This is a genomic window from Mycolicibacterium sp. 624 (assembly GCF_040548615.1).
Classification (GTDB): domain Bacteria; phylum Actinomycetota; class Actinomycetes; order Mycobacteriales; family Mycobacteriaceae; genus Mycobacterium.
The window spans coordinates 728621-748791 of the sequence record NZ_JBEPRZ010000002.1 but is presented as its reverse complement, the minus strand read 5'-3'; the positions used below and the strand labels follow the sequence as shown (position 1 = coordinate 748791).

Annotated in this window: 19 protein-coding genes; 8 read left to right on the top strand and 11 right to left on the bottom strand. The window is 67.0% G+C overall.

Going from position 1 to position 20171, the window contains the following annotated elements; all coding sequences use genetic code 11:
* Window positions 1–32 precede the first annotated feature (32 nt).
* Both ABIA65_RS10575 and ABIA65_RS10570 read left to right on the top strand, forming a co-directional pair.
* A complete protein-coding gene (locus tag ABIA65_RS10575) occupies window positions 33–782 on the top strand; it encodes an SDR family oxidoreductase (RefSeq protein ID WP_354523468.1) in 750 nt (249 codons plus the stop codon).
* An 80-nt stretch (window positions 783–862) separates the two neighbouring features.
* A complete protein-coding gene (locus ABIA65_RS10570) occupies window positions 863–1495 on the top strand; it encodes a pyridoxamine 5'-phosphate oxidase family protein (protein WP_354523467.1) in 633 nt (210 codons plus the stop codon).
* 5 nt (window positions 1496–1500) lie between these two features.
* Here ABIA65_RS10570 and pgi read toward each other — a convergent pair whose 3' ends face one another.
* A complete protein-coding gene (pgi, locus tag ABIA65_RS10565) occupies window positions 1501–3168 on the bottom strand; it encodes a glucose-6-phosphate isomerase (protein WP_354523466.1) in 1668 nt (555 codons plus the stop codon).
* Between the two features lie 50 nt (window positions 3169–3218).
* Between pgi and ABIA65_RS10560 the strand changes: the two genes are divergently transcribed.
* From ABIA65_RS10560 to modA, 3 genes are all read left to right on the top strand, one after another.
* Window positions 3219–4667, top strand: coding sequence for an NAD-dependent succinate-semialdehyde dehydrogenase (locus ABIA65_RS10560; RefSeq protein ID WP_241403366.1), 1449 nt, complete (start codon window positions 3219–3221; stop codon window positions 4665–4667).
* An 87-nt stretch (window positions 4668–4754) separates the two neighbouring features.
* Window positions 4755–5162, top strand: coding sequence for a TOBE domain-containing protein (locus ABIA65_RS10555; protein ID WP_241403367.1), 408 nt, complete (start codon window positions 4755–4757; stop codon window positions 5160–5162).
* Complete coding sequence (gene modA / locus ABIA65_RS10550; protein ID WP_241403368.1) at window positions 5159–5917, top strand: molybdate ABC transporter substrate-binding protein; 759 nt, start codon at window positions 5159–5161, stop codon at window positions 5915–5917. The genes ABIA65_RS10555 and modA overlap by 4 nt, the downstream gene beginning before the upstream one ends.
* 13 nt (window positions 5918–5930) lie before the next feature.
* On the opposite strand, the gene ABIA65_RS10545 is transcribed toward modA, so the two are convergent.
* Complete coding sequence (locus tag ABIA65_RS10545) at window positions 5931–6239, bottom strand: chorismate mutase (RefSeq protein WP_241403369.1); 309 nt, start codon at window positions 6237–6239, stop codon at window positions 5931–5933.
* 266 nt (window positions 6240–6505) lie between these two features.
* Between ABIA65_RS10545 and pcrA the strand changes: the two genes are divergently transcribed.
* Entirely contained in the window at window positions 6506–8827 is a 2322-nt protein-coding gene (gene pcrA, locus ABIA65_RS10540; protein ID WP_354523465.1) for a DNA helicase PcrA, read from the top strand.
* Here the strand turns inward: pcrA and ABIA65_RS10535 are convergent.
* The 7 genes from ABIA65_RS10535 to ABIA65_RS10505 all read right to left on the bottom strand — a co-directional run bounded on the left by ABIA65_RS10535 (window position 8824) and on the right by ABIA65_RS10505 (window position 15109).
* The gene (locus tag ABIA65_RS10535) at window positions 8824–9228 is read right to left on the bottom strand and encodes a 4Fe-4S dicluster domain-containing protein (RefSeq protein ID WP_354523464.1); all 405 of its coding nucleotides are present in this window, start codon (window positions 9226–9228) and stop codon (window positions 8824–8826) included. The two genes, pcrA and ABIA65_RS10535, sit on opposite strands and share 4 nt — an antisense overlap.
* Window positions 9225–10829: an FAD-dependent oxidoreductase gene (locus tag ABIA65_RS10530; RefSeq protein ID WP_354523463.1), complete on the bottom strand. Its 1605-nt coding sequence runs from the start codon at window positions 10827–10829 to the stop codon at window positions 9225–9227. The genes ABIA65_RS10535 and ABIA65_RS10530 overlap by 4 nt, the downstream gene beginning before the upstream one ends.
* Window positions 10813–11547 (bottom strand): ABC transporter ATP-binding protein, encoded by a 735-nt coding sequence (locus ABIA65_RS10525; RefSeq protein ID WP_241403373.1) that lies wholly within the window; start codon window positions 11545–11547, stop codon window positions 10813–10815. The genes ABIA65_RS10530 and ABIA65_RS10525 overlap by 17 nt, the downstream gene beginning before the upstream one ends.
* A complete protein-coding gene (locus ABIA65_RS10520; protein WP_354523462.1) occupies window positions 11544–12407 on the bottom strand; it encodes an ABC transporter permease in 864 nt (287 codons plus the stop codon). The genes ABIA65_RS10525 and ABIA65_RS10520 overlap by 4 nt, the downstream gene beginning before the upstream one ends.
* On the bottom strand, window positions 12404–13363 hold the full coding sequence (locus ABIA65_RS10515; RefSeq protein WP_241403375.1) for an ABC transporter substrate-binding protein: 960 nt from the start codon (window positions 13361–13363) through the stop codon (window positions 12404–12406). The genes ABIA65_RS10520 and ABIA65_RS10515 overlap by 4 nt, the downstream gene beginning before the upstream one ends.
* A gap of 77 nt (window positions 13364–13440) precedes the next feature.
* Complete coding sequence (locus ABIA65_RS10510) at window positions 13441–14043, bottom strand: hypothetical protein (RefSeq protein WP_371746968.1); 603 nt, start codon at window positions 14041–14043, stop codon at window positions 13441–13443.
* A gap of 4 nt (window positions 14044–14047) precedes the next feature.
* A complete protein-coding gene (locus ABIA65_RS10505; protein WP_241403376.1) occupies window positions 14048–15109 on the bottom strand; it encodes a M23 family metallopeptidase in 1062 nt (353 codons plus the stop codon).
* Window positions 15110–15370: 261 nt separating this feature from the next.
* Here ABIA65_RS10505 and sucC point away from each other — a divergent pair, with 261 nt between their 5' ends.
* Window positions 15371–16534, top strand: a complete 1164-nt coding sequence (gene sucC / locus ABIA65_RS10500) for an ADP-forming succinate--CoA ligase subunit beta (RefSeq protein ID WP_241403377.1) — start codon at window positions 15371–15373, stop codon at window positions 16532–16534.
* 16 nt (window positions 16535–16550) lie between these two features.
* Window positions 16551–17453 carry a succinate--CoA ligase subunit alpha gene (sucD, locus tag ABIA65_RS10495; RefSeq protein ID WP_241403379.1) on the top strand — a complete coding sequence of 301 codons (903 nt, stop codon included), beginning with the start codon at window positions 16551–16553 and terminating at the stop codon, window positions 17451–17453.
* 84 nt (window positions 17454–17537) lie between these two features.
* On the opposite strand, the gene ABIA65_RS10490 is transcribed toward sucD, so the two are convergent.
* Both ABIA65_RS10490 and ABIA65_RS10485 read right to left on the bottom strand, forming a co-directional pair.
* On the bottom strand, window positions 17538–19406 hold the full coding sequence (locus ABIA65_RS10490) for a S9 family peptidase (RefSeq protein ID WP_241403380.1): 1869 nt from the start codon (window positions 19404–19406) through the stop codon (window positions 17538–17540).
* Window positions 19407–19502: 96 nt separating this feature from the next.
* Window positions 19503–20135 (bottom strand): TetR/AcrR family transcriptional regulator, encoded by a 633-nt coding sequence (locus tag ABIA65_RS10485; RefSeq protein WP_354523461.1) that lies wholly within the window; start codon window positions 20133–20135, stop codon window positions 19503–19505.
* Window positions 20136–20171: the final 36 nt, after the last annotated feature.

Sequence of the window (20171 nt, the reverse complement as noted above, 5' to 3'; positions counted from 1 at the left end):
TCTATCATCGCTTACTTGGTTATCCTCCACGGGTGACTCGTCAGAAGATCCTCATCACCGGTGCCAGCTCCGGCCTGGGCGCCGGGATGGCCCGTCAGTTCGCTGCCAAGGGCCGTGACCTCGCGCTGTGCGCGCGTCGCACCGAGAACCTCGAGGAGTTGAAGGCCGAACTCCTGGCCAGCCATCCCCAGATCACGATCGCGGTCGCCGCGCTCGACGTCAACGACCACGAGGCGGTGCCGAGGGTGTTCGCCGAGCTCGCAACGGAACTCGGTGGTCTCGACCGCGTCATCGTGAATGCGGGAATCGGCAAGGGCTACAAGCTCGGCGGCGGCAAGCTGTGGGCGAACAAGGCCACCATCGAGACCAACCTGGTGTCGGCGCTGGTGCAGATCGAGACGGCGCTCGAGATGTTCGCGAAGGCCGGCGCCGGGCACCTGGTTCTGGTGTCCTCGGTGCTGGGCAACAAGGGCGTGCCCGGGGTGAAGGCCGCCTATGCCGCGAGCAAGGCCGGCGTAACGTCGCTCGGCGAATCGCTGCGCGCCGAGTACCCGTCCGGTCCGATCAAGATCACGGTGCTCGAGCCGGGCTACATCGAGTCCGAGATGACCGCGAAGGCCAACTCGACGGCGCTGATGGTCGACAACGAGACCGGCGTCAGGGCCATGGTCGACGCCATCGAGAAGGAGCGGGGACGCGCCGTCGTGCCGGGTTGGCCCTGGTGGCCGCTGGTGGAGTTGTTGAAGGTGCTGCCACCCCGCTTCACCAAGCGCTTCGCCTAACCCCTGCGATTTCGGCGCGCAAGGGAGCGCTCACCGCTCCAAAACGCGCCGAAATCGCGACAGGGGGCGACAATCGTCCGGTGAGCCAGCACTACGGGACCATCGCGTTCACCGACGCCGTGCGCGAGGCGCAGAAGCACTACGGCAGTGACGCGTTCTACACCAGCCGCACGATGCGCGCCCGCGCCATCGCCGGGCCCGACCCGCTGACGGAGGATGTACGTGAGTTCCTGTCCGAACGCGACGGTTTCTACCTCGCGTCAGTGAGCCAAACCGGCTGGCCCTACGTGCAATTCAGGGGCGGGCCAGTCGGTTTCATACGCGTCCTAGACGATCACACGCTGGGGTGGGCCGACTTTCAGGGCAACCTGCAGTACATCAGCACGGGCAACGTCACCGCCGACGACCGCGTCGCCCTGTTCGCCATGGACTACCCGCATCGGCGCCGGCTGAAGATCTTCGGCCATGCCCGCATCACCACCGTCGAGGAGGACGCCGCGCTCGTGGAGTCGCTGACTGTCCCCGAGTACGACGCCGTCGTGGAGCGTGCGGTCGTGGTCAGCGTCGAAGCATTCGACTGGAACTGTCAGCAGCACATCACCCCGCGATTCTCCGCCGTCGAACTGGAGCCGCGCCTGGCCGCTCTGCGTGACGAGGTGGCCAGCCTGCGCCGCGAGAACGAGGAGCTGCGGCGCCGTGGCGCCGCGGGGTGACTCCGCTAGCTGGCCCGGCCGCGCTCGCTGCGGTAGTGCCGCACCAGGGCGTCGGTTGAGCTGTCGGACTGCTCGGCGGGCGCGGCGTCGGCGGTGATCACCGGCAGCAGCGCCTTGGCCTGGGTCTTGCCCAGCTCGACGCCCCACTGGTCGAACGAGTCGATTCCCCAGATGACGCCCTCGGTGAAGACCTGGTGTTCGTAGAGCGCGATCAGCTGGCCCACCACCGACGGTGTCAGCTTCGTCGCGAGAATCGAAGTGGTTGGCCGGTTTCCGGGCATCACCTTATGCGCGACGACGTCCGCCGGCGTGCCCTCGGCCGCGATCTCGGCGGCGGTCTTGCCGAACGCCAGCACCTGGGTCTGCGCGAAGAAGTTGCTCATCAGCAGGTCGTGCATGCTGCCCGTGCCGTCGGCGGTCGGGAGGTCATCGGTTGGCTGGCTGAACCCGATGAAGTCGGCGGGAATCAGCCGGGTGCCCTGGTGCAGCAGTTGGTAGAACGCATGCTGGCCGTTGGTTCCCGGCTCGCCCCAGTAGATCTCGCCGGTGTTGGTCGTCACCGGTGAACCGTCGGCGCGGACCGACTTGCCGTTGGATTCCATCGTCAGCTGCTGCAGGTAGGCCGCGAACCGCGACAGGTCATTCGAGTAGGGCAGCACCGCGCGGGACTGGGCGTCGAAGAACTCGTTGTACCAGAGGCCGACTAGACCAAGCAGGGCAGGCGCATTCGCCTCGAGCGGGGTGGTCCGGAAGTGTTCGTCGACAAGGTGGAAGCCGGCGAGGAACTCGGCGAAGCGCTCCTTGCCGATCACCGCCATCACCGACAGCCCGATCGCGGAGTCCACCGAGTAGCGGCCGCCAACCCAGTCCCAGAAGCCGAACATGTTGTCGGTGTTGATGCCGAAGTCGTCGACCAGGCGCTTGTTCGTGGACACCGCGACGAAGTGCTTGGACACCGCCGCGTCGCCGAGCGTCTCGGTGAGCCAGCGGCGCGCGGCCGTCGCGTTCGTCAACGTCTCCAGGGTGGAGAAGGTCTTCGAGGCGATGACGAACAGCGTCGACGCGGGGTCGAGCCCGTCGAGCTTGGCCACCAGGTCCGCCGGGTCGACGTTGGAGACGAACCGCGCCGAGATGCCGGCGTCGGCGTAGTGCCGCAGGGCCTCGTAGACCATCACCGGGCCGAGATCCGAGCCGCCGATGCCGATGTTCACCACCGTGGTGATGCGCTCACCCGTGGCACCGGTCCACTGCCCGCTGCGCAGCCGGTCGGTGAAGTCGCCCATCGCGTCGAGCACATCGTGCACATCGGTGACGACGTCCTGGCCGTCCACCGTCAGCGACGCGTCGCGCGGCAGGCGTAACGCGGTGTGCAGGACCGCGCGGTCCTCGGAGGTGTTGATGTGCTCGCCGGCGAACATGGCGTCGCGTCGGCCCTCCAGGTCGGCGGCCCTGGCCAGGTCCACGAGCAGCTTCAGCGTCTCGCGGGTGACGCGGTGCTTGCTGTAGTCGATGTAGAGGTCACCGACCGACAGCGTGAGGTCGCGGCCACGCGACGGATCCTCGTCGAAGAACTCCCGCAGGTGCTTGGCGCCGATCTGATCGTGATGCCGAACCAACGCGTTCCAGGCGGGAGTTGTGGTGATGTCTGGAATTTGAGAAGGAGGGGCGCTCATTCCCCCGACCCTAGTGCGGAGCGCCTTTCGAAGGAGTAAATGATTGACGTATGGACACCGCCAAGCTCCTGTCATCTGTCCCCACCGGGCTCTGGATCGGTGGTGAGGAACGCGCCGGGTCGTCGACCTTGGACGTGCTGAACCCCGCCACCGACGAGGTGCTGATCTCGATCGCCAGTGCCACCCCCGAGGACGGCATCGCCGCACTCGACGCCGCCGCAGGCGTGCAGAAGGAGTGGGCGGCGACGCCACCGCGCGAACGCGGCGAGATCCTGCGTTCGGTGTTCGAGGCGATCACCGCGCGCGCCGAGGAGTTCGCGACGCTGATGACCCTCGAGATGGGCAAGGTGCTCGCCGAGAGCATGGGCGAGGTGAAGTACGGCGCCGAGTTCTTCCGCTGGTTCGCCGAGGAGGCCGTCCGCATCGACGGTCGCTACACCCGCAGCCCCGCGGGCACGGGACGCATCATCGTGACCAAGCAGGCCGTCGGCCCGTGCCTGGCGATCACGCCGTGGAACTTCCCGCTGGCGATGGGCACCCGCAAGATCGGTCCGGCGATGGCCGCGGGTTGCACGATGATCATCAAACCCGCGCAGGAAACTCCGTTGACGATGCTGCTGCTCGCCAAGCTCATGGACGAGGCGGGCCTGCCCAAGGGCGTGCTGTCGGTCCTGCCGACGGCCAAGCCGGGTGACCTGACCACCGCGCTGATCGACGACGGCCGGTTGCGCAAGCTGACGTTCACCGGCTCGACCGGCGTGGGCAAGGCCCTCGCCAAGCAGAGCAGCGACAAGCTGCTGCGGCTGTCGATGGAGTTGGGCGGCAACGCACCGTTCATCGTGTTCGACGACGCCGACCTCGACGCCGCGGTCGACGGCGCGGTCCTGGCCAAGATGCGCAACGGCGGTGAGGCGTGCACGGCGTCGAACCGGTTCCACGTCGCCAACGCGGTCCGCGAGGAGTTCACCGAGAAGCTGGTGAAGCGGATGCGTGAGTTCACCCTCGGCAACGGGCTCGACAAGTCGTCGACGCTGGGGCCGCTGATCAACGCCAAGCAGGTCGCGACCGTCGCGGATCTGGTGTCGGACGCGGTGTCGCGCGGTGCGACCGTCGCGGTCGGTGGTGTCGCGCCGGACGGGCCTGGCCACTTCTATCCGGCGACCGTGCTCGCCAACCTGTCGGCGGATTCCCGCATCCTCAAGGAGGAGGTGTTCGGCCCGGTGGCTCCGATCATCGGCTTCGACACCGAGGAGGAGGGCATCGCCGCCGCCAACGACACCGAGTACGGGCTCGCCGCCTACATTTACACCCAGTCGCTGGACCGTGCGCTGCGCGTCGCCGAGGCGATCGAGGCCGGCATGGTCGGCGTCAACCGTGGTGTGATCTCCGATCCGGCGGCCCCGTTCGGCGGGGTCAAGGAGTCCGGCTTCGGACGCGAGGGCGGCTCGGAGGGTATTGAGGAGTACCTCGACACCAAGTACATCGCGCTGACGAGCTAGGCCCCGGGGCCACCGCCAACACCGGCAGTATCCGCATCTGCGGCACGGAATGGGCATCTGGCCCGCGTTTGCGGATAGGGTGTGCCGATGCCGACGATTCGGATCCGCGAGGCCGCCGACCTGCTGGGCGTTAGCGACGACACCGTCCGGCGATGGATCGACGACGGGGGCCTCACGGTCACCAACGACGACGCAGGCCGCAAGGTGCTCGACGGCGCGCAGCTCTCGGAGTTCATCCGCGGCAGGGCTGGCCCGGCACCGCAGGACCCCCTGAGCGTCGGCAGTTCAGCACGCAACCGCTTCGCCGGCCTGGTCACCAAGGTCACCACCGACAAGGTGATGGCGCAGGTGGAGATGCAGTGTGGGCCGTTCACCGTCGTATCGCTGATGAGCACCGAGGCGGTGCGTGAACTCGGCCTCGAGCCGGGCAGCGTCGCCGTCGCCGTCGTCAAGGCGACAACCGTCATCGTCGAAACGTCGGGAGAGAAGTCATGAGAAGGATCGTTGGGCTGGTCGCGGCGTGCACGCTGGCAGCGGCTCTGGTGAGCGGCTGCGGGTCGGACGGCGAGGCGCCACCCGGAACGCTGACGGTCTTCGCGGCCGCATCGCTGAAGAAGTCGTTCACCGAGATCGGCGAGCAGTTCAAGGCCGACAATCCCGGTGCGTCCGTTGAGTTCTCGTTCGCGGGCTCCTCGGATCTCGTCACGCAGCTCACACAGGGGGCGAGCGCCGACGTCTTCGCGTCGGCCGACACCAAGAACATGGACAAGGCGGTCCAGGCGGGCCTGGTCGCCGGCGACCCGGTGAGCTTCGCCTCGAACACGCTCACCATCGCGGTGGCACCGGGCAATCCGCAGCACGTGACATCTTTCCGGGACCTCACCCGCGAGGGTCTCAACGTCGTCGTGTGCGCTCCGCAGGTGCCCTGCGGGACGGCGACCAACAAGGTCGAGGAGGCCACCGGAGTGCACCTCGACCCGGTCAGCGAGGAGTCGTCGGTCACCGACGTGCTCAACAAGGTCTCGTCAGGGCAGGCCGACGCGGGGCTGGTCTACGTCACCGACGTCGCCGGTTCGGACGGCAAGGTCACCGCGATCAACTTCCCGGAGGCGGTCGACGCGGTCAACACCTATCCGATCGCAACACTCAAGGGCGCGAAGGACGCTGACCTGGCACGAGAGTTCGTCTCCTACGTCACCGGCGAGGTCGGGCAGCGGGTTCTCGGGGAGGCCGGGTTCGGCAAACCCTGACCAGGGGAGTGGATCAGTGGCCGAGTCGACCGCGACCCAGCCGCAGAAGCAGCATCGCGAGGTCCTTGCCCTCCGGGCCGAGTTCGCTGTAGCGCTCGATGACCTTCATCTCCCTGCTGTGCACCAGACGGGTGCCGCCGGAGGCCATCCTGGCCTTGCCGATCAGCTTGGACACCTCGGTGCGACGGGCGACAGCAGCCAGGATCTCGGCGTCAAGACGATCGATCTCGCGACGAAGATCGTCGATGTCGGGAGTGGGCTCAGTTTCAACGCTCATGTCTTGTGACTCCGAATTCTCTTCGCGCATGGATTGTGGTCTCATCCGGTTTCGGGTCTGACAAGAGAGTCGAGCCCCGGATCCGGAATCGGACCGCGGGGCTCTGGGAAGTAGCTAGACCACGGACACCGGTTGCCGGTGTCCATAAAAAAACCGTCCCTGCAGATCGAGCACAGATCGAGTGTGCCACCAACAGCGGCGTCGGCGCAAAGACATCGCAGGGCCCGCCCTGGTGACATCGCGGGGCCCGCCCTGATGACCGGCACGGCTCGGCGCAAACTGTCCCTGTGCAGCGGTAAGTTCAAGGGGATATGTCGATCGCCACCGAAACCGACCAGTTGCTCGACGGGCTGAACCCGCAACAGCGCCAGGCGGTGCTCCACGAGGGAACACCGCTGCTCATTGTCGCCGGAGCAGGGTCGGGTAAGACCGCCGTGCTGACCCGCCGCATCGCCTACCTACTCGCGGCGCGCGACGTCGGTGTCGGGCAGGTGCTGGCCATCACGTTCACCAACAAGGCCGCCGCCGAGATGCGCGAGCGTGTCGTCGACCTCATCGGCCCCCGCGCGCGGTCCATGTGGGTGTCGACGTTCCACTCCACCTGCGTGCGAATCCTGCGCAACCAGGCGTCGCTGCTGCCGGGCCTGAACTCCAACTTCTCGATCTATGACGCGGACGACTCACGGCGCCTGCTGATGATGATCGCCAAGGACATGGGCCTGGACACCAAGCGGTACTCGCCGCGGCTGCTGTCCAACTCCATCTCCAACCTCAAGAACGAGCTGATCGACCCCGACCGCGCGGCCGCCGAGCTCACCGAGGCCAGTGACGATCTGACCCGCGTCGTCGCCGAGGTGTTCTCCGAGTACCAGCGTCGGCTGCGCGCCGCCAACGCGCTGGACTTCGACGACCTGATCGGGGAGACCGTCGCCGTCCTGCAGGCATTCCCGCAGATCGCGCAGTACTACCGCAGGCGCTTCCGGCACATCCTGGTCGACGAGTACCAGGACACCAACCACGCGCAGTACATGCTGGTGCGCGAACTGGTCGGCCACCCCGACCCCGGCTCGGCCGAGGCCGGTGACGTGCCACCGGGCGAACTGTGCGTGGTGGGTGACGCCGACCAGTCGATCTACGCGTTCCGCGGCGCCACCATCCGCAACATCGAGGACTTCGAGCGCGACTACCCGAACGCGACAACCATTCTGCTGGAACAGAATTACCGTTCCACACAGAACATCCTGTCGGCCGCCAACTCCGTCATCTCGCGCAATGCGGGTCGACGTGAGAAGCGGCTGTGGACCGATGCCGGTGAGGGCGAACTCATCGTCGGCTACGTCGCCGACAACGAGCACGACGAGGCCAGGTTCGTCGCCGAGGAGATCGACGCGCTCGCCGACCGCGGCGAGATCACCTACAACGACGTCGCGGTGTTCTACCGCACCAACAACAGCTCGCGCGCGCTGGAGGACGTCTTCATCCGCGCAGGCATTCCCTACAAGGTCGTTGGCGGCGTTCGCTTCTACGAGCGCAAGGAGATCCGCGACGTCGTGGCGTATCTGCGCGTGCTCGACAACCCCGGTGACGCGGTGAGCATGCGCCGCATCCTCAACACCCCGCGCCGCGGTATCGGTGACCGTGCCGAGGCGTGCGTCGCGGTGCACGCCGAGAACACCGGCGCCAACTTCAACGACGCCCTGCAGGAGGCCGCCGCGGGCCGGGTCCCGTTGCTGAACAGCCGCTCGGAGAAGGCCATTGCCAGCTTCGTGAAGATGCTGGACGAGCTGCGCGGGCTACTCGACGGCGAGCTGGGGGACCTGGTCGAGGCCGTGCTGGACCGCACCGGGTATCGACGTGAACTCGAAACATCCAATGACCCACAGGATCTGGCGCGACTGGACAACCTCAACGAGCTGGTCAGCGTCGCGCACGAGTTCAGCATCGACATGACCAACGCCGCCGCGCTGCGCGAGGAGGAGGGCGAACCGGTCGACGAGGACGTCCCCGACACCGGCATGCTGGCGCAATTCCTCGAGCGGGTGTCGTTGGTGGCCGACGCCGACGGGATTCCCGAACACGGCTCGGGTGTGGTGACGATGATGACCCTGCACACTGCCAAGGGCCTGGAGTTCCCCGTCGTGTTCGTGATCGGCTGGGAGGACGGCATGTTCCCGCACATGCGGGCGCTGGGGGATCCGACCGAGCTGTCCGAGGAGCGGCGGCTGGCCTATGTCGGAATCACCCGCGCGCGCCAGCGGCTGCATCTGAGCCGGGCCAAGGTGCGCTCGTCGTGGGGGCAGCCGATGCTCAACCCGGAATCACGGTTCCTGCGCGAGATCCCGCAGGAGCTCATCGACTGGCGCCGTGTCGAGGCCCCGCAATCGTTCAGCGCTCCGGTCGGCGGTGCTTCCCGCTACGGCTCTGCCCGCCCGGCGCCGGGACGTCCCGGTGGTGCTCGCAACAAGCCACTGATATCGCTGGAGCCCGGCGACCGGGTAACCCACGACAAGTACGGGCTGGGCCGGGTCGAGGAGGTTGCCGGTGTCGGCGAGTCCGCGATGTCGCTCATCGACTTCGGCAGCGCGGGCCGCGTCAAACTCATGCACAACCACGCGCCCATTCAGAAGCTCTAATCCGGGTGGTTCCAGGGCCGATCGGCCAGCACAGCGGGAACCGGGAGTTGCGACTCCGCTAGCGGCGGCACCGCGGTCAGGACCGGGTTCTGGTCGCGGCGGGCACCCGCGGTGCGGCCCTGGCCCCAGCCGATCATCTCGCGGTAGCCGCCCAGCAGTCGGGTCTGCGTGACGGCCCGCTCGTCGGCGTGCGGGCTGTCCGCCCCCACCGGCACAGAGATTGGGGAGACGTACAACGCGTCGGCGGGGCAGTAGGCCTCACACATGAAACACGTCTGACAGTCCGACTGGCGAGCGATGACGGGAACCCCGTCCTCTCCCCGATCGAACACGTCGGTGGGGCACACCTTCACGCAGATGTCGCACGCGATGCATGCGGTTGCGCTGACGATCTCGATCATGCCGCGGATCCCGACGAGATGAGTTGTGGCGCTACGGGATCCGGCCGCGTCCAGACCTCGTCCAGGCCGCCGACCAGGATTCGGTGGTCGTAGCGGTGGTCGCGTTCGGGCAGGTCCTCGCGGCGGTGCAGGCCGCGGCTCTCGGCCCGGGCCAGTGACGACGCCGTGATCCACCTGGCCGCGGCGACCAACGCGATGGCCTGGCGCGGTTTGTAGGAATCCCGATCCGCCACCGGCGCAAGCCCATCGGCGACGTCGCGCCACAACGCTTCCAGTGCGACAGCGGACTCGACCAGCCGTGTCTCCGATTTCAGATAGCTGCGCAACGGTGGCAGCACGTGCGCCTGTGCCGCGCTGACGACCTCCTCGACGGTCGGTGCGCCGTCGAGCCCGGGGCGGGCGCCCAATCGCGGCGCCATAGTGGCGGCTCCGGTGGTGTGGGCCCGGCCGCGGCTGAACTGTGCTGCCCCCCGGCCGGCGAACGTGCCGGAGGCGATGGCCCACGAACCGTTGCGGCTGCCGCCGCCGCTGAGGGAGCCGGTGATCAGTTCGCGGGTCGCCGCATCGCCAGCAGCGAACAGGCCGGGAACCGTTGTCGCACAGTCTGGTCCGGTCAGGCGCAGGCCGCCGGTCCCGCGAACGGATCCCTCGTGGACCATTCGAATCGGGTAGGCAGTGACGAACGGGTCGATGCCTGCCTTGTCGAGTGGCAGGAAGTAGTTGGGCTGGGCGTCACGCATGGTCTGCCGGATATGGGCGGGCGCGCGGTCCAGTCGGGCGAACACCCGCTCGCCGTGGGCCAGCGCGCGCTGGGCGTCGAGGCGTCCGCCCAGCCCGCGCTCGGTGGGGAACGGCTGCCCGTGCTCGTCATAGAAGCTGCCCCATTGCAGCATCCGCCCCTTGGTGTGCACACCCCACTCCGGGGCCAGCGCGTATGCGCCGGAGAACTCCATACCGGACAGGTCGGCGCCCAGCTCGGCGGCCATGAGAAGCCCGTCGCCGGTGTCCACGTTGGTGCCGAAGGTGCCGGACAGGAAGGCGGTGCCGCCGGTGGCCAGCACTACGGCCCCCGCGGCGATCCGCCACGGCCGCCCGCCGTTCTGGCGGGCAATACCCCTGGCGCCGTTGACGACGCCGTCGGTGTCGGTGGTGAGCTCGAGTGCCGGGTGGTGGTCGAGGATGCGAACTCCGCTGCGGTGCGCCTTGCGTCGCATGCGCCGCATGTACTCGGGGCCCTGCAGGCTGCTGCGCATGGGTTCCCCGTTGGCGTCGACGGGGAACGGATAACCCCACTGTGCCAGCTGCTCGATCCGGTCCCAGGAGGCGGTCAGCACCCGAAACATCCAGTCGGAGTCGGTGAGTCCACCCGCGGCCACCTCGCGCTCGCGTATCGACTCCTCGCGGCGCGGCCCCGGAGCGATCAACCACAGGTTGTTGCCGCCAGCTGCGGTCGCTCCGCTGGTACCGCAATAGCCCTTGTCCACCAGGGTGACCCGGCTCCCGCTCTCCGCCGCGGAAATGGCCGCCCACGCCGCGGCCGGGCCGCCCCCGATGACCAGCACATCGGTTGACTGCTCATCGAGGTCATTGAGATCGGTCATGGCCGACCTCCTCCGCTACCCCCAGTTCGGCAAGCAGGGTGCGGCGCAGCGGGTCGAATCCGCTGTCACCTCGGCTGCGTGGAAATGGCAGATTCACCCGCCGATCGAGGGACACGCGCCCACCGGAGAGCACCACCACCCGGTCCGCGAGCAGGATCGCCTCGTCGACGTCGTGGGTGACGTGCAGGACCGCCATGTGCCGCCGCGACCACAGCTCGTGAAGTAGGCGATACATCTTGAGCCGGGTCAGTGCGTCAAGGGCACCGAACGGTTCGTCGAGCAACAGCAGATCGGGCTCGCGCACCAGGGCCCTGGCCAGGGAGACGCGTTGTGCCTCACCGCCAGAGAGGGACAGCGGCCAGGACTGCTCCTTGTCGGCCAGGCCCACCTCGGCCAGCGCCGCGCGCCCGCGGGCCGCGCGGCTGGGCGCATCGGGCCCGGCGTCGGGCAGCGCGAACGTGACGTTGGCCAGCGCGCGACGCCACGGCAGCAGCCGTGGGTTCTGGAAGACGACGGCCCGCGAGCGGGGGACCACCACCGATCCGCTCACCTGATCGTCGAGCCCGGCCAGCGCACGCAGCAGCGTGCTCTTGCCGGATCCCGAGCGGCCCAGCATCGCCACGAACTCACCGTCGGCGATGTCGAGTTCGAGGTCGTCGAGAACCTGTTGGGACCCGAACGCGCGCCGGAGCCCGCGGACCGCGACGACAGAACTCATGCCACGCCGTCGAAGCCGTTGCGCCAGGAGAGAAGCAGCCGCTCAAGGACACGCACCAGCGCGTAGGACAGCAGGCCCGCGACTGCGTAGATGACGATGACCAGCAGGGAGATGTCGAACTGCAGGTTGGTCTGTGCGCGGGACATCAGGTAGCCGATGCCCTGGGTGGTGTTGATCATCTCCGCGAATATCAGGCTGAGCCACGCGCTGGACAGGCCCAGGCGCAGGCCGACGAGGAAGTTCGGCATCGCGCCGGGCAGGATCACGTGGGTGATCAGGGTCCAGTGACCCGCCTTCAGTGTCTGCGCCATCTCGACCAGTTGGCGGTCGACGCCACGGATCCCGGAGTAGGTGTTGATGTAGATCGCGATCGCGACCCCGGTGGTGATGAGCACGATCTTGGGCCCCTCGCCGATACCCATCCAGATGATGAGCAGCGGTGTGAGCGCGAAATTCGGTACCGCCTTGAGGATTTGCATCGTCCAGTCGAGGAGGTCCTCGCCCGTGCGGGTCAGCCCGGCGGCGACCGCGAGCAGTACGCCGATCAGAATGCCCAGCACGGTACCGGTCACCACGCGAGTGGCCGATGCCCCGACGTGGGTGGCGAGCTGGCCGTCGCCGAGCAGCCGCCACGCGGTGGCGGCGACCTGCGTGGGTGGCGGGAACAGGTCGGGGTTGAGCAAATCGGTGGCCGAGCCGACGGCCCACGCCGTCAGGATCAGAGCCGGACCCACCGTTCGGCGCACCGGACGCGGAATGCGTTCCCACACTCCCTTCTGGGCGCGCTGCCCGGCGACGACCTCAATCAGGTCGGGGCCAGGTGGTGCCGTGTCCGCCGTGACGATGGCCGCAGCGGTCACGGCTTGGCACCGATCCACTCGGTAATCGAGTACTCGTTGTCGAATGAGCCATCGGCGTTGAGGAAGTCGTAGGCGTCCTGGAGCTGGTCAACGCCGACCTGGGGGAACGGTTCGGTATTGAATTCCGCTGCCTGGGTTGACCTCTGCACGTATTCGAACTTGGTGCCGTCGGTTTCGGCGACCCACCGCAGATAGGCGTCGAAGTTCTCGTTGATATCACGGTTGACCGCGGTGACCGCTCGCTGCCAGGCATCGCGGAAGTCGGGGTGCGCCTCGGTGAATGACGTCAGGGTGATGTTGGTCCCGGTACTCCCCATGCCGTGCCGCGAGAGACTGTCGATGACCGGGTAGCCCTTCTCCTGCAGTTCCACCGAACTCGCGCCGCTCACGATCGTCGCGTCGATCTGTCCCGAACTCAGTCCGGCGATGGACTCCGGTGTCGGCACATCCCTGACCTCGATCTGGCCGGTGAGTCCCGCCGCTTCGATGAGCTGGCGCGCGGTGCGATCGCGGATCGTTCCCTGCGGGGCGGTGACGCTCTTGCCGACCAGTTCCTTGATATCGGTGGGGCCACCCCTCGCGCCGATCAACTGGAGGTCGCTGTTCACCGAATCAAGCGCCAGGAGAACGACGTCTGGGTTGCGGCTGCGTGCCCGCAATGCGGGATTGTCACCGACCGCGGCGACGTCGACGGCACCGGCGAACAAGGCCGAGACGGCATCGCCGCCCGACTGGAAGAAGGAGTACTCGATCTTGTCGACACCCGCGGCCTTCAGCTGATCGGCGAGGATGCCCTGTCGGTCACCCCAGCCCAGCGAGCCGGCCGGCGTCCCGGTCACCGACGTCGCACCCACCCGCAGGGTGTAGCCGCCCGAACTGTTGTCAGCACTGCTGCAGGCGACGGCCGATGCGGCGACTACCGATACCAGGGCGACGCGAAGTAGACGGCTGAGCATGAGGCTCAGTACAGGCGATTCGCAGTGTGAGGTCGATCGTTATTCTCACGTTGACCGGAACGGCACTGGCTCGGGTGCTACCGGCACCAACGCCCGGTCGCGGGTAGCGCGGCCATCACGATGCTGGCCAGCGGCAGGACCGGGATGGCGTACACCACCGGGGGCAGGCTGGCGCCCGCCACGAACAGGCCCGCGAAGATCATCAGCGCGACAACCGCCCCGACACCGATCAGCAGCCTGCCGATGCGTCGGCGTAGCAGTAGAGAGATCAGGCCGCCGATGGTGGCTGCTGCCGACACCGCGGTGAGGAAACCGATTGCGACGCAGAACAACTCGTCGCTTCGCCACCAGTTGGTGATGAGCGATGTGGCGATGACGGCCGTGGCCCAGCCGCTGATGATCGAGACCGTCGCCGTCGCGGACGCCGCCACCGGGCTCGGGCGCGGACGGTGCACTCGTCCGACGGCGGCGGGGGTGGGGCGGGGGATGTAGCTGGTCTGGGTTTCCTCGGGAGCCGGGGCGATGATGGTCGCGTCGGCGAGAGCGGGGAACCCGCCGGTGGGGTGGCGGCGAATGATGCTGGTTTGAGGTTCCGGCGTGTGAGGCGTCGGCTCTCGGAGGACGCCCGGTTGCCGCCGGATGATGCGGGTTCGGTCAGATGAGGGTCCGTCTGAGGACACCCGATCAGCCTACGTAACCACCGGTGCTCAGGCCACGTTGCGCGAGCCACGGCACCGGGTCGATGCGGTTGGTGCCGCCCGCGAGAACCTCGAAGTGCAGGTGTGGACCCGTGGAGTTGCCGCGGTTGCCCATGGTGGCGATCTGGTCGCCTGCCATGACCCGTTCGCCCTTGCTGACGAGCCAGGTGTTCAGGTGGCCGTACAGCGTGACCGTGCCGTCGGAGTGGCGCAGCTTCACCCAGGCGCCGTAGCCGGCCGTGGGGCCGGAGTCGATGACGATGCCGTCGGAGGCGGCCAGGATCGGGGTGCCGATCGAGTTGGCGATGTCGATGCCGCCGTGCAGCACACCCCAGCGATATCCGAAGCCCGACGTCCACACGCCCTTGGTCGGCATGACGAACATCGGCCGGACCAGACGCGCCTCACGTTCGGCGCGCTCCTGTGCGAACGCGGCGCCGTTGGCGAGTTCCTCGCTGTGCAGGGCGGCGCTGGCGGCCGGGGCGACCGTGACGATCTGCATGCCGTCGACGGAACCGGTGATGGTGCCGCCGTCGACAAACGCGGCCTGGCCGGCGGCGAGCATGTTCTCCGACGGATCGGGGTCCGTGGCGTTGACCATCGAGTACGCGGCTGCCGCGGTGGCGCCTGCGGCCATCGCAGCGGCTACAAGACGGCCCTTGACGGCGCCGCCGTCGAGCTTGCGGTGCTGGCCGCGGCGCGACGACATGTCGATGATGTCGGTCGGTGCGCTGCCATCGCTGGTGTCGGTGTTGCTCTCGCGGTAGGCGCGTGATGCGCGGCGCTCGCTACCGGGTGCGGGGCGGAACTCGTTCGGCACGACGAGCCGCAGTGGGACGAGATCGTCGGTGTCGTGCATGTCGTCGAGCTCGGGTGCGTGGATGACGCGGGACTCGCGATCGAACGCTGAGCTGTTGGAGAAGGTGAGGTCATCGCCCAGATCGGCGAGGTCGCCGAACTCGTTGAACGGAATGATGTCGGTGATGGCGGCGTCGAAGGCGCTCGTCTTGCCCCCTTGCGGAGATCTGGACGAACTGTGCTCAGCCAACCTAAAAGTCCTTTGTGCCGTAACCATACCGTTATCTAGACCCCAGGCACGTTAACCAAAATCCAATGTTGGTGGCAACCCATGCATTGATTCCGGCTCGGATTGTGAGTTGTATCACTTCAGGGCCTCGGTGAGATCGGCCACATGAATGGTGCGGGATGCCGGAGCCGCCGGTGCGTGTGGATAAAGTTCCCTCCGAGCCAAATCGGGCCAGACCTTCCTATTCAACACAATCGTCAACGCAGACAAGGCAGTGAGCCAATGGATCTCTTCGAATATCAGGCGAAGGAACTGTTCGCCAAGCACAACGTACCGACCACGCCCGGCCGGGTGACGACCACCGCCGAGGACGCCAAGGCGATCGCCACCGAAATCGGCAAGCCTGTCATGGTCAAGGCACAGGTCAAGGTTGGTGGACGCGGCAAGGCCGGCGGTGTGAAGTACGCGGCCACCCCAGACGATGCGTTCACACACGCGCAGAACATTCTCGGCCTCGACATCAAGGGCCACGTCGTCAAGAAGCTTCTTGTCGCCGAGGCCAGTGACATCGCCGAGGAGTACTACATCTCCTTCCTGCTCGACCGCTCCAACCGCACCTACCTGGCCATGTGCTCGGTCGAGGGCGGCATGGAGATCGAAGAGGTCGCAGCCACCAAGCCTGAGCGGCTCGCCAAGGTCCCCGTTGACGCCGTCAAGGGTGTCGACCTGGCCACCGCACGTTCGATCGCCGAGCAGGGCCACCTGCCCGCCGAGGTGCTCGACGCCGCAGCGGTGACCATCCAGAAGCTGTGGGAGGTCTTCGTCGGTGAGGACGCCACCCTGGTTGAGGTCAACCCGCTGGTGCGCACGCCCGACGATCAGATCCTGGCCCTGGACGGCAAGGTCACCCTCGACGCCAACGCCGACTTCCGTCAGCCCGGCCACGAGGAGTTCGAGGACAGGGACGCCACGGATCCCCTCGAGCTCAAGGCCAAGGAGAACGACCTCAACTACGTCAAGCTCGACGGTGAGGTCGGCATCATCGGCAACGGTGCGGGTCTGGTCATGTCGACCCTCGACGTCGTCGCCTACGCCGGTGAGCGCCACGGTGGGGTCAAGCCCGCCAACTTCCTCGACATCGGTGGCGGCGCCTCGGCCGAGGTGATGGCCGCGGGTCTCGACGTCATCCTGAATGACAGCCAGGTCAAGAGCGTGTTCGTCAACGTGTTCGGCGGCATCACCGCGTGTGACGCGGTGGCCAACGGCATCGTCGGCGCGCTGAAGACGCTGGGCGACGAGGCGAACAAGCCGCTGGTCGTGCGTCTCGACGGCAACAACGTCGAAGAGGGCCGCCGCATCCTGGCCGAGGCCAACCACCCCCTGGTCATCCAGGCCGAGACCATGGACGCCGGCGCCGACAAGGCCGCCGAGCTGGCCAACAAGTAAAGGGAGCCAACAACACATGTCTATCTTCCTGAACAAGGACAGCAAGGTCATCGTCCAGGGCATCACCGGCGGCGAGGGCACCAAGCACACCGCGCTGATGCTCAAGGCAGGCACCCAGGTCGTCGGCGGCGTGAACGCCCGCAAGGCCGGCACCAAGGTGTCCCACAAGGACAAGGACGGCAACGACATTGAGCTGCCGGTGTTCGGCAGCGTCGCCGAGGCGATGAAGGAGACCGGCGCCGACGTGTCGATCGCCTTCGTGCCGCCGGCGTTCTCCAAGGACGCGATCATCGAGGCCATCGACGCCGAGATCCCGCTGCTGGTCGTCATCACCGAGGGAATCCCGGTGCAGGACAGCGCCTATGCGTGGGCCTACAACGTCGACAAGGGCGAGAAGACCCGCATCATCGGGCCCAACTGCCCCGGCATCATCACGCCCGGTGAGTCGCTGGTCGGCATCACGCCCAACAACATCACCGGCAAGGGCCCGATCGGTCTGGTGTCGAAGTCGGGCACGCTGACCTACCAGATGATGTACGAGCTGCGCGATCTCGGCTTCTCCACCGCCATCGGCATCGGCGGCGACCCGGTCATCGGCACCACCCACATCGACGCCATCGCGGCGTTCGAGAAGGATCCCGAGACCAAGGTCATCGTGATGATCGGCGAGATCGGCGGCGACGCCGAGGAGAAGGCCGCCGACTACATCAAGGCCAACGTCACCAAGCCGGTCGTCGGCTACGTCGCGGGCTTCACCGCTCCGGAGGGCAAGACCATGGGCCACGCCGGCGCCATCGTCTCCGACGGTGCGGGCACCGCCGCGGGCAAGCAGGAAGCCCTGGAGGCCGCGGGCGTCAAGGTCGGCAAGACGCCGTCCGAGACCGCCGCCAAGGCGCGCGAGATCCTCGAGAGCCTGTAAGCAGCACCCGCGAGTTCTCCCGCGAGCAGACACAAAACTGCCCCTTTCCGCTCGGAAAGGGGCAGTTTTGTGTCTGCTCGGCAGTTAGATGCGTCCGCCCAGGTGCTGAGCGAGGAATCGCTCGACGGCGTGGTACAGGTCAATCTGGTTGTCCGGGTTGAGGAATCCGTGCCCCTCGTCCTCCTTGACCATGTACTCGACCTCGACCCCGCGGGCGCGCAGTGCCGCCACGAGGTTGTCCGATTCGGCCTGCACGACGCGGGAGTCGTTGGCTCCCTGGACCACCAGGAGTGGCGTGCGGATCTGATCCACGCGGGTGATCGGTGAGCGGGCCAGCATGTCGGCCTCCTGCGCGGGGTCGTTGGGATTGCCCACGTAGAGGTGCCAGTTGTTGGCCAGGAACGGGCGGGCCACATTCGGCAGCGTGCGCATGAAGTTGGCCAGACTGGAGATGCCGACGTAGTCGATGGCGGCGGCGAACACATCGGGTGTGAAGGTCACGCCGACCAGCGACGCGTAACCGCCGTAGGAGCCGCCGAAGATCGCCACCTTGTCGCGGTCGGCGTAGCCCTGCTTGACGGCCCAGTCGACGGCGTCGATCAGGTCGTCGTGCATCTTGCCAGCGAACTCACCGATGGCCGCCTTGACGAAGGCCTTGCCGTAGCCGGTCGATCCGCGGAAGTTGACCTGTAGCACCGCGTAACCGCGATTGGCGAGCATCTGCACATCGGGTTGGAAGCCCCAGCAGTCACGCGCCCATGGACCGCCGTGCACCAGAAGAACCAGCGGCAGATTGACCGGTTCGACCCCGATCGGCAGCGTCAGGTACGCGTGAAGGTCAAGCCCGTCGCGTGAGGTGATGGTGGCGGGCGCCATTGGGGCCAGCGCCTCTGGATCCAGGTGAGGATACGGCCGGAACAGCAGTCGGCTCTCGCCTGTCGAGTGGTCGTAGAGATAGGTGGCATACGGATCGCGGTCGTGGGTGAAGTTGACCACCCAGCGCCGCTCGGATTCGTCGGAGGACAGCGCGGCGAGGTCGCCGTCCGAAAGCCCCGTCAGCTTGTCCAGTACGGCAGCGAAATTCGGGTCAAGTGCATGGATCACCTGACGTTCCCCGTAGTAGCGGGCGCCGATCAGTTCGCCGGTCCTCTCGCTGAGGATGAACGGGTTCGGGAGGACCATCTGCGCCGCGAGATCGAACGTCGGGTGGCTGTCCACCTCGGTCTCTGCGCCGGTGGCCACATCCACCCGGACCAGCCGGGTCCGATCGGTGCCCTCATTCGATCCGAGCCAGATGCCGGTGCCGTCCGGGGTTATGACGACCGGGAAGATGCCCAGCGGGTAGTCGGCGCCCTGATAGACCTTGACCGGGCGCAATGTCGCTGTGGCGGAGTCCCACTGGGATATCTCGACATCGCCTTCGGCGGTCAGCGTATTGGTGAACAGATCACCATTGGGGGCGGTGAGCCAGCCCACGACGGTGCCGGGGTTCTGTGCGATCAGCGTGAGTTCGCCTGTGGCGATGTCGAGTTCGTAGGCGTCGAGCAGTTCGGGGTTGCGGTTGTTGATCTGCACTATCGCCTTTCCGGGCAGACCCTTGGGCAGGTCGAAACTCGCCCTTGCACCCGGAAACGGAGTCAGGTCCACCGCAGCGGCATCCGGATCGTCCAGATCGACGCGGTACACGTGCCAGTTCTCGTCACCGCCGTTGTCCTGCATGTAGAGCATCCATCGCGGGTCGTCGGTCCAGTGATAGATGTAGACGCTGCGGGTCTCATCAGCGGTCACGCACCGTGGGGCCTCATCGGTGTCGAGGTTCTGTATCCAGATGTTGAGGCGGTTCCGCCATGGCGCCAGGTAGGCGATCCTGGTGCCATCCGGTGAGATCGTCGCGCCCGTCTGCACAGGTGGGCTGAAGAGCTCCTCGACACTGATGATTTCGGGTAGCGGCATGAAAGTCCTCTCGGGTTGAAGGCGAACACGTTCGACGGGCCGACTGTTGCGGGCTCGTGAGTTGTATTCAGTTGGCGGTGGTGGGTGTGTGTCTGGTCAGGGATTCACCGGCCCGCCGAGGCGGCCGTTGGTCGCCTCGCGAATGGCGCGGTCGATGAGCGCCAACGCCTCGGCCTGGCTCACGACCGTCCCGTCGACGATGACCGCTCGGCTGACGTCCTCGTCGATGACGCGGAACGCTCCGGTGACCGCGGCAGCGCAGAGACGGACCGTCAGGTGGTCCTCGGGCAGGTGCAGTCGTTCGGCGATCACGGGGATGAAGCCGCGCTCCATTCGGTCATGGACCATCAGGTAGGCGGTGCGCAGCGCGGGCTCCTCTGCCGTCATGGTGGCGAGTCGCAACCCCCGGACCTCGTCCTTGATGTCGCCCGGTGAGAGCGGGTGGGAAATGCTGTCCGCGGCGAGGTGATCCGCGAGCGACAGGTCGTGCGGCCACCGATTCAATGTCGCGATGAACCGATCGGCCGACTGCGCGAGCACCGGCTCCACACAGCTCTCCTTGGTCCTGAAGTAGCGCCAGATCGTTCGTGTCGACAGCCCCGCGGCCGCGGCGATGTCGTCCCCGCTGGTCGCTGACACGCCGTGCTCCCAGAACAGATCGGCTGCGTGCCTCGACACGGCGAGCCGTGCCTCGGCCTGCTTCTCGTTGTGCGCTTCGTCGATGGACACCACCTCCACATCGTGTCACTTAGTGACAAGTCCAAG